Source organism: Allobranchiibius sp. GilTou73 (assembly GCF_021391335.1).
GTDB classification, from domain to species: Bacteria; Actinomycetota; Actinomycetes; order Actinomycetales; family Dermatophilaceae; genus Allobranchiibius; species Allobranchiibius huperziae.
In genome coordinates this window covers 2,048,629-2,061,672 of the sequence record NZ_CP090051.1, presented here as the reverse complement: position 1 = coordinate 2,061,672, position 13,044 = coordinate 2,048,629, and the positions used below count along the sequence as shown (strand labels likewise).

Below are 13,044 nucleotides of genomic sequence, written 5' to 3'. Positions count from 1 at the left end.
CTACCCTGGTGCGGTGCAGTCCGAACCCCTCACCATCCGCGCTGCACGCATTGTCCCGGTCGGCCGCCCCGCCCCGCCGGGAGCGGTCGATCTGCACCTCGAAGACGGTCGAGTGGTCGAGGTCGGGAAAGCATTGCCCGACAGGGGTTTCCGCCAGGTCGATGCCGACGGCCGATGGCTGACACCGGGCCTGTGGGACCACCACGTGCACATGACGCAGTGGGCGCACACCCTGTCGCGGCTCGACGTGAGCGCCAGCGCCTGCCCCGACGACGTGGTCCGCATCGTGCGAGCCCACGACCGGGCGAGCGGCGACCGGCACTCCACGATCGTGGGCTTCGGTTACCGCTCCGCCGGCTGGCCGGCTGCTCCCACCGTGCGCGAGCTGGACGAGGCTGTCCCGGACCGCCCGGTCGTGCTGATCTCCGGTGACGCGCACAACGGCTGGTTGAACTCCACGGCGCTGCGACTGCTCGACCTCCCGCTGCGCGACACCCCGATCAGCGAGAACGCCTGGTTCGACGTCTTCCCGCTGCTCGCCGCCCTACCCGGCGCCGAACCGGACCCTGTCCAGGCCTACCGTGCCGTCCTGCGCAACGCCGCGAGCAAGGGCGTCGTCGGCATCACCGACATGGAGTTCGAGAGCTCCGTCGCGACCTGGGGCCGGATGGTGCCCCTCGGGCTGGACACCCTGCGGGTCCGCGCATCGACCTACCTCTACGGTCTCGACGCCACGATCGCCGCCGGGCTGCGGACCGGTGACGCCGTGCCGGGCGGCGCCGGGATGGCCACGATGGGACCGCTGAAGATCATCGCCGACGGGTCGCTCGGCACCATGACCGCGCTGTGCTGCGCGCCGTACGCCGGGCACGCCACCAGGGGGACCTGCAACGTCTCTCCCGAGGAGCTTCTCCAAGCGTTGCGCACGGCCCGGGCGCACGGCCTCGACGCCGCCGTGCACGCCATCGGTGACGCCGCAGCCACGATGGTCCTGGATGCGTTCCGGGACAGCGGGATCCGCGGCTCCATCGAGCACGCCCAGCTCCTTGATCCGGCCGACATCACGCGGATGGCTGCGTTGGGGGTCCGCGCATCGGTGCAGCCGGCGCAGCTCTACGACGACCGCGACCTGTCCGACCAGCTGTGGCCCGGATGTGCCGACCGCTCGTTCATGCTGCGGTCGATGGTCGACGCCGGAGTGCAGCTGAGGATGGGCTCGGATGCCCCCGTCGCGCCACTGGACCCCTGGCTGGCGATGGCAGCCGCGGTGCACCGCAGCGCCGACACCCGCGGGCCGTGGGGAGCGGCGCAGGCCATCACGCCCGCGGAAGCCCTCGCCGCCAGCACCGACGGTCAGCGAACGGTCGCGGTGGGGTCACCGGCCGATCTCGTGCTCGTCGACGCCGATCCCCTTGCTGCCACCGATGATTCAGCAGTCGCGGGACATGCGTTGCGAACGATGGGCGTCGCGGCCACTCTCGTCGGTGGCCGGGTAGTCCACGACGCGCTCTGAGCGCCCCCACTCCCGACCGTCGCTACAGGCGGCGACCGTTCATCGCAGAGCGGTGGCGCCGAGCTGGTCGAGCAGGAAGGCCAGCTCGAACGCGGTGTCGCGCCACGCGTCGTACCGCCCGCTCACCCCGCCGTGGCCCGCGACCATCTCGCACTTGAGCAGGACCGGCCGATCCACCGGATCAGAGGTGACGGTGGCGCGCAGCTGCTGCACCCACTTGGCCGGCTCGACGAAGAAGACGCGGGTGTCGTTGAGGCTGGTGGTCGCGAGGATCGCCGGATAGGCGGTGGCGGCGACGTTCTCGTAGGGGCTGTAGGTCTTCATGTAGGCGTAGACCGACGGGTCGTGCAGCGGGTCGCCCCACTCCTGCCACTCCCCCACGGTGAGCGGCAACGACGGGTCCAGGATCGTGGTGAGCGCGTCGACGAAGGGCACCGCCGCGTGCACGGCACGGTAGAGCTCCGGCGCCAGGTTGACGACTGCGCCCATGAGCAGGCCGCCAGCCGAGCCGCCCTCCGCTGCAAGACGATCCGGTGAGACCCAACCGGCGTCAATCAGCGCGCGGGAGCATGCCACGAAGTCGGTGAAGGTGTTGCGCTTGGCGAGCATCTTGCCCTCGTCCCACCACCGGCGACCTAGCTCACCGCCGCCGCGCACGTGCGCCACGGCGAAGACGGCGCCCCGGTCGAGCAGCGACAGGCGGCTCGCGGAGAACCGCGGGTCGGAGGGGATCTCGTAGGACCCGTAGCCGGAGACGAGGCCGGGATTGCTCCCGTCGGCGACGACGTCGCGTCGGCGGACCAGCGAGATCGGCACCTGGGTGCCGTCGTCGCCGCGGGCCCAGAGGCGCTCCTCCAGATAGTCCTGCGGCGTGTATCCGGGCACCTCCTGCTGTTTGAGCACCTGCAGGTCACCGCTCGCCGGGTCGAACTGCAGCACGCTCGGGGGCAGCAGGTAGGAGCCCATCGCCAGGCGCAGCGTCGACTCGTCGTACTCGGCGTTGGCACCGAGGCGTACGACGGCCAGCGGGCTGTCGGTCGGCACGTGCACCGCGTCGCCGAGCCCGTCGCCGTGCTTGGGCAGCACCCGGACGGTCGGCAGACCGCCGGAGCGCAGTGACACCGCCACGAAGCCGGCGAACGCGTCGACCCCCTCGAGCCGCTCGTCGTCCACCAGCTGCAGGACCGGGGTCCAGTGCGCCCGACCGGGCGTCGCCAACGGAGCCTGGGCCAGGTCGAAGTCAGGTCGACGAAGGTTGTGCGCGATGAAGATCCGGTCACCGTCGACCTCGACGGAGTACTCCACCTCGGCTGCACGAGGCTCGACCATCACCAGGTCGGCGTCGGGCCGGGTCAGATCGCCCAGCAGCACCTCACTACTGGTGCGCGACTCGGACTCCACGATCAGCCAGCGGTCGTCACGCGACACCTCGAAGCCGATCCCGAACTCCGGGTCGGCCTCCTCGCGCACCAGCACGTCCCCCGCCGGGTCGCCGCCGACGGTGTGACGCCAGATCTGGTGGGGTCGCCAGGCGTCGTCGTGGCGAATGTAGAAGACGGTGCGCGCGTCGAAGGACCACGCGAGCCCGTAGTGCGCATCCTGCACGCTCTGGTCGAGCACCGCGCCGGTGACGAGGTCACGCACCTGCAGGTCGTAGCGCTCGTCACCGCTGACGTCGACCAGCAGTGCCAGGAAGCGACCGTCGGGGCTGATCTCCAGGCCGCCCAGCTCGAAGAACTCGTGTGCGCCGGCTTCGTGGTTCTCGTCCAGCAGGACGACCTCACCGTCGACGGGTGCGCCGGGGGCCGGCACCGGGCGCGCTGCACCCTGAAGGTAGGGCGCGCGGCAGTGCACGGCGTACTGCGCACCCTGCGCCGTGCGCGAGTAGTACCACCAGTCGCCCTTGCGCACGGGCACGTCGACGTCGGTCTCGACGACGTGGCCGCGGATCTCCTCGAAGATGGTCTCGACGAGCGGCTGCAGGTGCGCCGTGCGCGCCTGCGTGTAGGCGTTCTCCGCCTCCAGGTGGGCAATGACCTCACGGGAGCTCTTGTCGCGCAACCACTCCCACTGATCCTCGAACCGGTCACCGTGGTGCTCGCGCACCGTCGGCGTACGTCGGGCGACGGGTGCAGAGACCTCGTGGGGTGCCATCTCATGCACCTACCAGGCAGGACGGGCCGAGCAGCGCCTTGAGGTCGCCGAACAGAGCGGGTGATGCGGTGACGCGCAAGGAGTCCTCCAGCTTGACGGTGACGGATCGACCGGGTTGATGCAGTTTCAGATGCACCTCGGTGGCGCCGGGGTGCTCGACCAGCACGGTGCGCAGTTTGTGCGCGAGCCCGGTGTTGGCCCGCGCCAGGGGCATGGTGAGCACGACCGGGCCGCGTACGTCGCCCTTGAGCTCCGGCAGCGTCAGCTCGGAGGCCATCAGCTGCGGGCCGTCGTCGCGCATCTGGAAGCGACCCTTGATCACGCAGACCACATCGGGGTTGAGCATGGTGGACACGGTCATGTAGGTCTTCGCGAAGAACATCACCTCGACGGCGCCCTCGAGGTCCTCCACGGTCGCGATTGCCCACAGCTCACCGCGCTTGTTGCGCTTCAGCTGCATCCCCGTGATCAGCCCGGCGATGGTCAGCTGCGCGCCGTCCTTGGGTGCGTCCTCGCCGTGCAGACGGGCGATCGACATGTCCGCGTGCTGGGACAGGATGTGCTCGATCCCGAAGAGCGGGTGATCGGAGACGTAGAGCCCCAGCATGTCCCGCTCGAACGCCAGCAGGGTGGGTTTGTCCCACTCGATCTCGGGGATCGCAGGCAGCGCCGCCAGCTCGATAGCAGCCTCGTCGCCGAACCCGCCGAAGAGGGAGTCCTGCCCACGCTCCTCGAAGCGCTTCTCCTCCGCGACGGCGTCTACATAGGCCTCGTGGATGTGCACCAGCCCCTGCCGCGGGTGCTGCAGATCGTCGAACGCTCCTGCCTTGACCAGCGATTCGATGGTCCGCTTGTTGCAGACGACGGCGGGCACCTTGCGCAGGAAGTCCTCGAACGAGGCGAAGCGGCCCTTCTCCTCGCGCGCCTTGACGATCGCCTCCACGACGTTGCCGCCGACGTTGCGGATCGCGGCCAGCCCGAAGCGGATGTCGGTGCCGACGGCGGTGAAGTCGGCGACCGACTCGTTCACGTCCGGTGGCAGCACCTTGATGCCGAGCTTGCGGGTGTCGGCCAGGTAGGTGGCCATCTTGGTCTTGTCGCCCTCGACGCTGGTCAGCAGCGCGGCGGCGTACTCGGCCGGGTAGTTGGCCTTGAGGTAGGCGGTCCAGTACGACACGAGGCCGTACCCGGCGGTGTGGCTCTTGTTGAACGCGTACCCGGAGAAGGGCAGCATCACGTCCCAGAGCGCCTTGGTCGCCTCGGCGCTGTAACCGCTGGCGACCATGCCGGCCTCGAAGTTGCCGAACTCCTTCTCCAGGATCTCGATCTTCTTCTTACCCATCGCCCGGCGCAGCAGGTCGGCGCCGCCCAGGGTGTAGCCCGCGAGCTCGCGGGCGATGGCCATGAGCTGCTCCTGGTAGACGAGCAGGTGGTACGTCGTGCCGAGGATCGGCTCGAGCGCGTCCTTGAGCTCCGGGTGGATCGGGGTGATGGCCTGCCGGCCGTTCTTGCGCTCGGCGTAGTTGATGTGCGCGTTGGCAGCCATCGGGCCGGGTCGGTAGAGCGCCAGCACGGCCGCGATGTCCTCGAACCGGGTCGGCGCCATGAGGCGCAGCAGGCTGCGCATCGGCCCGCCGTCGAGCTGGAAGACACCGAGGGTCTCGCCGCGCGCCAGCAGCTGGTAGGTCGCCTCGTCCTCCAGCGGGATGGTGGCCGTGGTGAGGTGTACGCCGCGGTTGGTGTTGATGTTGCCGAGGGCCTGGTCGATGATGCCGAGGTTGCGCAGGCCCAGGAAGTCCATCTTGACCAGGCCCATCTCCTCGCAGTGCGGGAAGGAGAAGCCGGCGATGATGGTGCCGTCCTTGTCCCGGCGGTGCATCGGGATGAGGTCGAGCAGCGGCTCGGAGGACAGGATGACCGCTGCGGCGTGCACGCCGGTGCCGCGGATCATCCCCTCCAGCCCACGCCCGGTGTCGACGACCTTGCGGACCTCGGGCTGCGCTTCGTAGAGCGCCCGGAACTCGGTCGCCTCGGTGTACCGCGGGTGCTTGGGATCGAACAGGCCGGTGAGCGGCACGCCCTTGCCCATCACGTCCGGCGGCATGGCCTTGCTGATCTGCTCGCCGAGCGCGAACGGGAAGCCCAGGATCCGGTTGGCGTCCTTGACCGCGGCCTTGGCCTTGATGGTGCTGAAGGTGTTGACCTGCGCGGTGTACTCGGCGCCGTACTTGGTCGTGACGTAGCGGACCATCTTGTCGCGCTGGCGGTCGTCGAAGTCGAGGTCGACGTCCGGCGGGTTGATCCGCTCGGGGTTGAGGAAGCGCTCGAAGAGCAGCTGGTGCTCCAGCGGATCCAGCTCGGTGATCCGGGTCAGATAGGCCACCATCGACCCGGTCGCCGAGCCTCGTCCCGGGCCCACCGGTACGCCGTTGTCGCGCGCATAGCGGCAGATGTCGGCGACCACGAGGAAGTAGGAGGAGAAGCCCATCGGTTCGATGACGGCCATCTCGGTCTCGATGCGCTCGAGCACCTCGGGGCCGGGGTCGTCGCCGTACCGCTCCTTCAGACCCACGGTGATCTGCTCGCGCAGGTACGCCGCCTGGGTCTGGCCCTCGGGGACGTCGGGGAACTGCGGCATCCGGTCGACGGGCGCGAAGACCTCGCTGTAGTCCTCGATGCGCTCGGCGATGGCGAGGGTGTTGTCGCACGCCTCCGGCAGCTCGGCGAAGAGCTCGCGCATCTGCTCGGCGGTCTTCAGGTAGTAGCCGGTCCCGTTGAACTTGAAGCGGTGCGGATCGTCCTTGTTCTTGCCGACTCCGACGCACAGCAGGTTGTCGTGCGCGTCGGCCTGGTCCTCGGTGACGTAGTGGCTGTCGTTGGTCGCGAGCAGCGGGATGTGCAGCTCTCTGGCGATCTTCAGCAGGCCGTCGCGCACCTGCCGCTCGATCGACAGCCCGTGGTCCATCAGCTCGAGGAAGTAGTTGTCCGCACCGAAGATGTCCTGGTACGCCGATGCCGCCGCGATCGCCTCGTCGTACTGACCCAGCCGCAGCCGGGTCTGCACCTCTCCGGAGGGGCAGCCGGTGGTGGCGATGATGCCCCTGCCGTGCTCGGCGAGCAGCTCCCGGTCCATCCGGGGCTTCATGTAGTAGCCCTCGAAACTGGCCAGCGAGCTCAGCTTGAACAGGTTGCGCAACCCGTGCGCGTCCTGCGCCCACATGGTCATGTGGGTGTAGCGACCGCCTCCGGAGACGTCCTTGCCGCCCTCCCCGTCGACGTTGGCGTCGCGGTCGCGCGACCCGGCCCAGAACTCCTGGGTGCGCGAGTGCCGGGTGGAGGGTGCGACGTAGGCCTCGATGCCGATGATCGGCCGGACGGGGCTGCCCTGCGCGGCCAGCTGGAACTCGTAGGCGCCGAACATGTTGCCGTGGTCCGACATCGCGATGGCGGGCATCCCGAGCCGCTCCGCCTCGGCGAACATCGGCTTGATCTTGGCCGCCCCGTCCAGCGTGGAGTACTCGGTGTGCACGTGCAGGTGCACGAAGTTCGAGGCAGGCGAAGAAGACATCGCGATGAGTCTAGGTCGGTCTACCGACACCCCGGTCCCCGACGCGCACGGTGGGGCGCACGGGCCGCGTGGTACTCGGCGAAGGACGCTCGAGGGTGGCGATCGGTGCCCGCGACCGCTGCCCGACACCGCGTCCTCTACGAGGCGAATCCGTGGTTCGTCGAGGACGTTGGTCGGTGATCCGACCCACGCCGGACCGGTCAGGATGGCGGGTGCGGCAGTTCCACGAGGGGTTGGTCGCCGCGGACATACAGGGGGTGGCGGGGGTGCCCGCCTTCGGTGACGCCGAGACAGGTCAGGGCGACGACACCCCCGGTCAGCTCGCGGACGGCCCCGACCCGGTCGGAGCGCGCGTGGGCTCCCCATGCGGCGATGACCGGTCCACCGTGGAGGCGAGCGAGCCTCAGCGCGTCGCTGATCGCCTCGTCGTTCTCGGGGCCGACGGGGTCGTCCGCGGTCCACAGGTCCGCGGGCTTCGTCGCGCGCCAGGCGTACAGGTTGACGACGACGAGCCCGGTGCAGCCTTCGCGCCTGGCGAAGCCGATGCATCGGCGGATAGTGGGGTCGTCGACGTCAGCGTCGGCGGTCGACGGGTTGAGCATGATGAAGGTGGCTGTCGGGCCGCCCTTCGATCCCCAGCGACGGGACAGCCGATACCGGTGCCGGCCGCAGCCGCAGATGCTCGCGTCGGATGACGAGGCGAACAGGTCGTCGCCGCTCATGCTGAGCCGTCCTGGGTGCGTGGTTCACGGTCGGCGTGGGCTGACCGGACGGGTGGGGTCAGTCTCCCGCGCGGACCAGGTCGAGCGCGTGCTGCAGATCGGCCGGGTACGGGCTCTCGAACGTCACGTACTCCCCCGACCCCGGATGGATGAACCCCAGCGCCCGCGCGTGCAGCCACTGACGGGCCAGGCCCAGCCGTTTGGCGATGGTCGGGTCGGCGCCGTACATCGGGTCGCCCACGCACGGGTGGTGCAGCGCCGCGAAGTGCACCCGGATCTGGTGGGTGCGCCCGGTCTCCAGGTGGATCGTGAGCAGCGACATCGACCGGAACGCCTCGAGCAGCTCGTAGTGCGTCACGCTGGGTCGCCCCGCGCCGAGCACCGCGAACTTGTAGTCGTGCCCGGGGTGCCGCCCGATCGGGGCGTCGATGGTGCCCTCGAGCGGGTCGGGCAGACCCTGCACCAGCGCGTGGTAGGTCTTGTCGACGGTGCGGTCGCGGAACGCCTGCTTCAGCACGGTGTACGCGCGCTCGCTCTTCGCGACGACCATCAGCCCGCTGGTGCCGACGTCGAGGCGCTGCACGATCCCCTGCCGCTCCGCGGCGCCGGAGGTGGAGATCCGGTATCCCGCGGCAGCGAGACCGCTCACCACGTCGGGACCGTCCCAGCCCACGCTCGGGTGCGCCGCGACACCGGCCGGTTTGTCGACCACGATCAGTTCGCTGTCGTCGTGCACGATCGTCATTCCGGGCACGTCGCGAGGTACGACGGCCGGTCCTTCCCGCAGGGCCGGCAGGGTCACCTCGAGCCACTGGCCGGCGCTGACCCGCTCGGACTTGCCGACGACCTTGTGATCCAGGGTGACCGACCCGTCCGCCGCGAGGGCCGCCGCGCGGCTGCGGGACAGACCGAGCAGACGGGCGATGGCCGCATCGACCCGTTCGCCCTCTAGTCCCTCGGGGACCGGCTGCGCCTTCAGTTCAGTCATCGTCGTCGCTCCGGCGCTCAGACGAAGCGACGGTGTCCGCGCGCTCGCCGGCGTCGGTCGTGTCGCCCGATGCGCCGGCCCGCCGGCCGTCGATCCCGATCCCGCGGATCGCGAGCAGCGCGATGAGGGCCGCAGCGCACACCACGCACATGTCGGCGACGTTGAAGATCGGCCAGTGCGGCAGCTCGAGGAAGTCGACGACGTGACCCTGCCCGCCGCGCGGCGGGCGCACGAACCGGTCGGTCAGGTTGCCGAACGCACCGGCGAGCAGCAGTCCGAGCGCGACCGCCCAGGCCCGACTGCCGATCCGGCGTGCGACGAAGATGGTTGCCGCGATGACCGCGATCGCGATCAGCGTCAGCACCCAGGTGGCGTTGGTCGCCATCGAGAACGCGGCGCCGGCGTTGTGGGTCAGGTGCAGTTTGAGGACCGGCCCGACCAGATCACGCGGTCGCGCAGGGTCGAGGGCGGCGTTCGCCCACGCCTTGGTCCCCTGGTCCAGGAGGTACCCGAGGACGGCGACCGACCCCAGCACCGTGAGGAGTCGGGTGCGGGTCGGGGGTGCGCCTCGGGCCGGCGGACGTGGTCAGCGGCGTTCCTGCTTCTGTTTGCATTGCATGCACAGGGTCGCACGAGGGAAGGCCTGCAGACGAAGTTTGCCGATCGGCTTGCCGCAGCTCTCGCAGATCCCGTAGGTGCCGTCGGCGATCCGGTCGAGCGCGTGCTGAGACTGTTCGAGCATCTCCCGCGAGTTCTGCGCGAGAGAGAACTCGTGCTCGCGCTCGAAGGACTTGCTGCCGGCGTCGGCCTGGTCGTCGCCGGCACCGTCACCGCTGTCGCCGATCAGGTCGGCGATCTCGTGCTCGATACCGGCCAGCTCGGAGCCGAGCCGGGCCACGTCGGTCTCCAGCTCGGCCTTCACACCGGCGAGTTCGTCGGCGGTCCAGGGCGATTCGTCCTCGCGCACCTTCAACTGCTTGCGCGGCGAGGTCACCGCGGACTTGGGCGCGGGCGTGGAGGCCTGCACGGAGGTGTGTTCCGCCGCATCCTTCATCGTCGAGGAGGTGGGTGTGCTCTTCACGGCAGCCTTCTTCGTAGTGCTCGTCTTCGGGGATGACTTCTTGGCGGTCTTCTTCGTGGTCTTCGCAGCGCCGGCCGTCGCGCGAGCGGCGGGCGTCGCGGCGTCCCGCGACGCGACCTTGCCGGCGGCCGGCCGGGCTGTCCTGCGTGCCGTGGCCGACGTCTTGGCGGCGGACCCGGTGAGGGCCGCCTTCTTCGCGGGCGTCTTCTTCGCGGGGGCCGGGCAACGGTCGCCTTCTCCGATGCCTTCTTCGCCGATGCCTTGTCGGTCGTCTTCTTCGTAGGCGCCTTCTTCGCGGTCTTCGCCGCGCCCGACTTCGTCGCGACCGACTTCCTGGTCACCGGCCGCTTCGCGGTCGCCGGGCGCGCGGATGCCGGCTCGGAGGTCTCCCCCGCACCGGTCACCACCCGCGCCGCTTTGCGCAACACCGACGTGACTCTGGACGCCCGGGCGGCCGCCGCTGCGATCACCCGCGCCGAATCTGCGGGATGTGTGCTTCCCATTGCGCCCCTCCGGCCGCTCGAGGCCGGGACCGGCCTGGCACGTTCGTGTCTGCCGCAGGATAGGGGATCACGCGGGACTTGCTGACCGCGGCGCGACGGACGATCGGATGACGGCTCGCAATCATGCCCGCACCTGGCCCTGCAGGCACGTGCGACGGCCCCCCACCGGGTGCGGGGCCGTCGTCATGTACTGCGGGTGTCAGTGCTGCCCGCCCGGCGCGGACTCCTTCTCCCGCACACCCTCGCCGTCGAGGTCCTTGAGCTGACCCTGGATGAATCCCTTCAGCTTTGAACGGTATTCGTGCTCGAACGACTTCAGCTGCTCGATCGCCGTGCTGATCGACTCACGCTCGGTGGTGAGCTGGCCGATGATGCGCTGCTTGCGCTCCTCGGCCTCCTTCACCAGTCCGGTCGAGCGTTCGTTGGCCTGTCGCATCAACTCGTCGTGCCGCTTCTGGCCGGTGCCCACCAGCTCGTCGTGCTTGGACTGGCCCTGCTGCACGAGCTTCTCGCGCGTCGTGGTGCCCTCGCCGACCATCGAGTCGTGCCGCTCCTGGGCCTCCTTGATGAGGCGGTCGCGGGTGGTCTCACCCTCGCGCACGTGCTCATCGTGCAGGCGCTGCGCGAGCGCGATGACGCCGGCTGCGCTGTCGTTGCCCGCGGTGGCCGCCGTACCGGGCGCCTGGGCGCCGGCCACGGAGGAGCCACCCTGAGCCGTACCGGCGTCGCGCACCCGTGCCTCGGACTGCGCCTCGGCCTCCTCGGCGCGCTTGGCGGCCGCGGCGGTCCGCTGCGTGGAGTCGGCCTCGGCCCGCTCGATCTGCTTCTGCAGTGCGGCCAGCCGTTCCTTGGCCTCGGCGACCTCGCGCTGCACCTTCTCGCGCTCAACCTTGGCGGTCGCCAGGTCACGCTCGGCGGTCGCGAGCTCTTCACGGGCCTTGGCCAGTGCTGCGGCATCGGGGGTCCCGGTCGCGCCGGCCTTCGCCGGCACGGGGATGGCCGCGGTGGCGTCGGCGTCGGCCTTGTCGGCGTCGCCCTTCACGGGGGTGAGCGCCGGGACGCCGGACGCGGTGTCGGCGGCCGTGGAACCGCCCTCCTTGCCCGCCACTCCCTTGGAGCGGCGCAGGTCCTCCAGCTTGCCGGTGAGGTCCTCGTTCTCGGCGTTCAGCCGACGCAACTCCACGACGATCTCATCGAGAAAGTCGTCCACCTGGATCTCGTCGTAGCCGCTTCGGCCAAACCCCTTGGGTTTGGTGAACTCTTTCTTGACTACGTCCTCAGGCGTCAACGCCATGTGTTCACCTCGGTGCACCTAGATGCCGCGGCGCTCGCGCGCGCTCCTGCGCGCACGGCAGACCGCCGGCAGAAATCGGATGTGTTGTCGTGCTCAGGCCAGAGAGCCTATGAGATTGAGCAGCAAAGAGACAGCCAGCAGCAGGACGAGGAAGGCCAGGTCGAGCTGGATCGAACCGATCCGCACCGGTTTGAGCACCTTCCGGACCGCCTTCAGGGCCGGGTCGGTGGCGGTGTACGTCGTCTCGGCGAGCACCAGCACGGGTCCGCGCGGCTGCCACTGACGCGCGAAGACCTGAATCCACTCCAACACCAGCCGTGCCAACAACAGCACCAGGAAGATGTAGAGCACGATCGAGATGACGCCCAGCAACGTGGCCATGACCCCATTGTCACTCATCCCGGCGCCGGGCACGACGACGGCCGGCGAGCTGCCCGCTCGATGCCGAGAAGAATCGGCATCCCGGACGCTTCGCCACCCGGTGCGCGCCGCCCGGCACGACGACGGCCGGCGAGCTGCCCGCTCGATGCCGAGAAGAATCGGCATCCCGGACGCTTCGCCACCCGGTGCGCGCCGCCCGGCACGACGACGGCCGGTGGCGCGGGGTGCGCGCCGCCGGGCACGACGACGGCCGGTGGCGCGGGGTGCGCGCCGACCGGCCGGTGGTCGTGAGGTGCTGCCTCAGCTCTGGTTGAAAAGCCCCCGGGGCGTGCGCGCGGCGTCGGCACCGGTCGTGGCGACCTCGACACCGGAGGGCGACAGCAGGAAGACCTTGGCGGTGACCCGCTCGATGGTGCCGTGCAGACCGAAGACGAGGCCGGCGGCGAAGTCCACCAGGCGCTTGGCGTCGTTGTCGTCCATGTCGGACAGGTTCATGATGACCGGCACGCGACCGCGGAAGTTCTCCCCGATCTCCTTGGCCTCGTTGTAGGTGCGCGGGTGGATGGTGGTGATCCGGCTGATCGGGCCACCGGCCGCCGGCGCACCGGCCGGTGCGTTCTTGTGCAACTGCGTCACGGGTGCCGCCTCACGTTCCTGCTCGATGTGGGCGGTCTCGTCGTAGCCGCTGTCGGCGTACTCGTGCGACTCGTCCGTGGTGTAGGTGTCGTCGTACTCGTCGTCGTAACGACGTTCGGCCTCGGAGAGACCGAGGTACTCCGTCATCGCGCGCAGCTTTCCAGCCATTCGTGGTACTCCTCGTATCGTCAGGCCGGATTCGGC

12 protein-coding genes are annotated in these 13,044 nt (G+C 69.7%); 3 read left to right on the top strand and 9 right to left on the bottom strand.

Features of this window, described 5'->3' with window-relative positions; genetic code table 11:
- Positions 1-13 precede the first annotated feature (13 nt).
- On the top strand, positions 14-1,513 hold the full coding sequence (locus LVQ62_RS10245) for an amidohydrolase (RefSeq protein WP_233761371.1): 1,500 nt from the start codon (positions 14-16) through the stop codon (positions 1,511-1,513).
- A 39-nt stretch (positions 1,514-1,552) separates the two neighbouring features.
- Here the strand turns inward: LVQ62_RS10245 and LVQ62_RS10240 are convergent, their stop codons facing one another.
- The 6 genes from LVQ62_RS10240 to LVQ62_RS10215 all read right to left on the bottom strand — a co-directional run bounded on the left by LVQ62_RS10240 (position 1,553) and on the right by LVQ62_RS10215 (position 10,026).
- Positions 1,553-3,667, bottom strand: a complete 2,115-nt coding sequence (locus LVQ62_RS10240) for a S9 family peptidase (protein ID WP_233761369.1) — start codon at positions 3,665-3,667, stop codon at positions 1,553-1,555.
- 1 nt (position 3,668) lies between these two features.
- Positions 3,669-7,235 carry a DNA polymerase III subunit alpha gene (dnaE, locus tag LVQ62_RS10235; protein ID WP_233761367.1) on the bottom strand — a complete coding sequence of 1,189 codons (3,567 nt, stop codon included), beginning with the start codon at positions 7,233-7,235 and terminating at the stop codon, positions 3,669-3,671.
- Between the two features lie 200 nt (positions 7,236-7,435).
- On the bottom strand, positions 7,436-7,957 hold the full coding sequence (locus LVQ62_RS10230) for a DUF1643 domain-containing protein (protein WP_233761365.1): 522 nt from the start codon (positions 7,955-7,957) through the stop codon (positions 7,436-7,438).
- Between the two features lie 58 nt (positions 7,958-8,015).
- Positions 8,016-8,945: an RluA family pseudouridine synthase gene (locus tag LVQ62_RS10225; protein ID WP_233761363.1), complete on the bottom strand. Its 930-nt coding sequence runs from the start codon at positions 8,943-8,945 to the stop codon at positions 8,016-8,018.
- Positions 8,938-9,480 (bottom strand): signal peptidase II, encoded by a 543-nt coding sequence (lspA, locus tag LVQ62_RS10220; protein WP_233761362.1) that lies wholly within the window; start codon positions 9,478-9,480, stop codon positions 8,938-8,940. The genes LVQ62_RS10225 and lspA overlap by 8 nt, the downstream gene beginning before the upstream one ends.
- 51 nt (positions 9,481-9,531) lie before the next feature.
- Positions 9,532-10,026 (bottom strand): TraR/DksA C4-type zinc finger protein, encoded by a 495-nt coding sequence (locus LVQ62_RS10215; RefSeq protein ID WP_233761360.1) that lies wholly within the window; start codon positions 10,024-10,026, stop codon positions 9,532-9,534.
- On the opposite strand from LVQ62_RS10215, the gene LVQ62_RS10210 reads away from it, so the two are divergent.
- The gene (locus LVQ62_RS10210) at positions 10,016-10,309 is read left to right on the top strand and encodes a hypothetical protein (protein ID WP_233761358.1); all 294 of its coding nucleotides are present in this window, start codon (positions 10,016-10,018) and stop codon (positions 10,307-10,309) included. The genes LVQ62_RS10215 and LVQ62_RS10210 overlap by 11 nt on opposite strands.
- Positions 10,288-10,614, top strand: coding sequence for a hypothetical protein (locus tag LVQ62_RS10205; RefSeq protein WP_233761356.1), 327 nt, complete (start codon positions 10,288-10,290; stop codon positions 10,612-10,614). Before LVQ62_RS10210 ends, LVQ62_RS10205 begins: the two co-directional genes overlap by 22 nt.
- A gap of 114 nt (positions 10,615-10,728) precedes the next feature.
- Here the strand turns inward: LVQ62_RS10205 and LVQ62_RS17530 are convergent, their stop codons facing one another.
- The 3 genes from LVQ62_RS17530 to LVQ62_RS10190 form a co-directional block, all read right to left on the bottom strand.
- On the bottom strand, positions 10,729-11,823 hold the full coding sequence (locus LVQ62_RS17530) for a DivIVA domain-containing protein (protein ID WP_255696359.1): 1,095 nt from the start codon (positions 11,821-11,823) through the stop codon (positions 10,729-10,731).
- 93 nt (positions 11,824-11,916) lie between these two features.
- On the bottom strand, positions 11,917-12,204 hold the full coding sequence (locus LVQ62_RS10195) for a YggT family protein (RefSeq protein WP_179481495.1): 288 nt from the start codon (positions 12,202-12,204) through the stop codon (positions 11,917-11,919).
- A 300-nt stretch (positions 12,205-12,504) separates the two neighbouring features.
- A complete protein-coding gene (locus LVQ62_RS10190; RefSeq protein WP_233761354.1) occupies positions 12,505-13,008 on the bottom strand; it encodes a cell division protein SepF in 504 nt (167 codons plus the stop codon).
- Between the last annotated feature and the right edge of the window lie 36 nt (positions 13,009-13,044).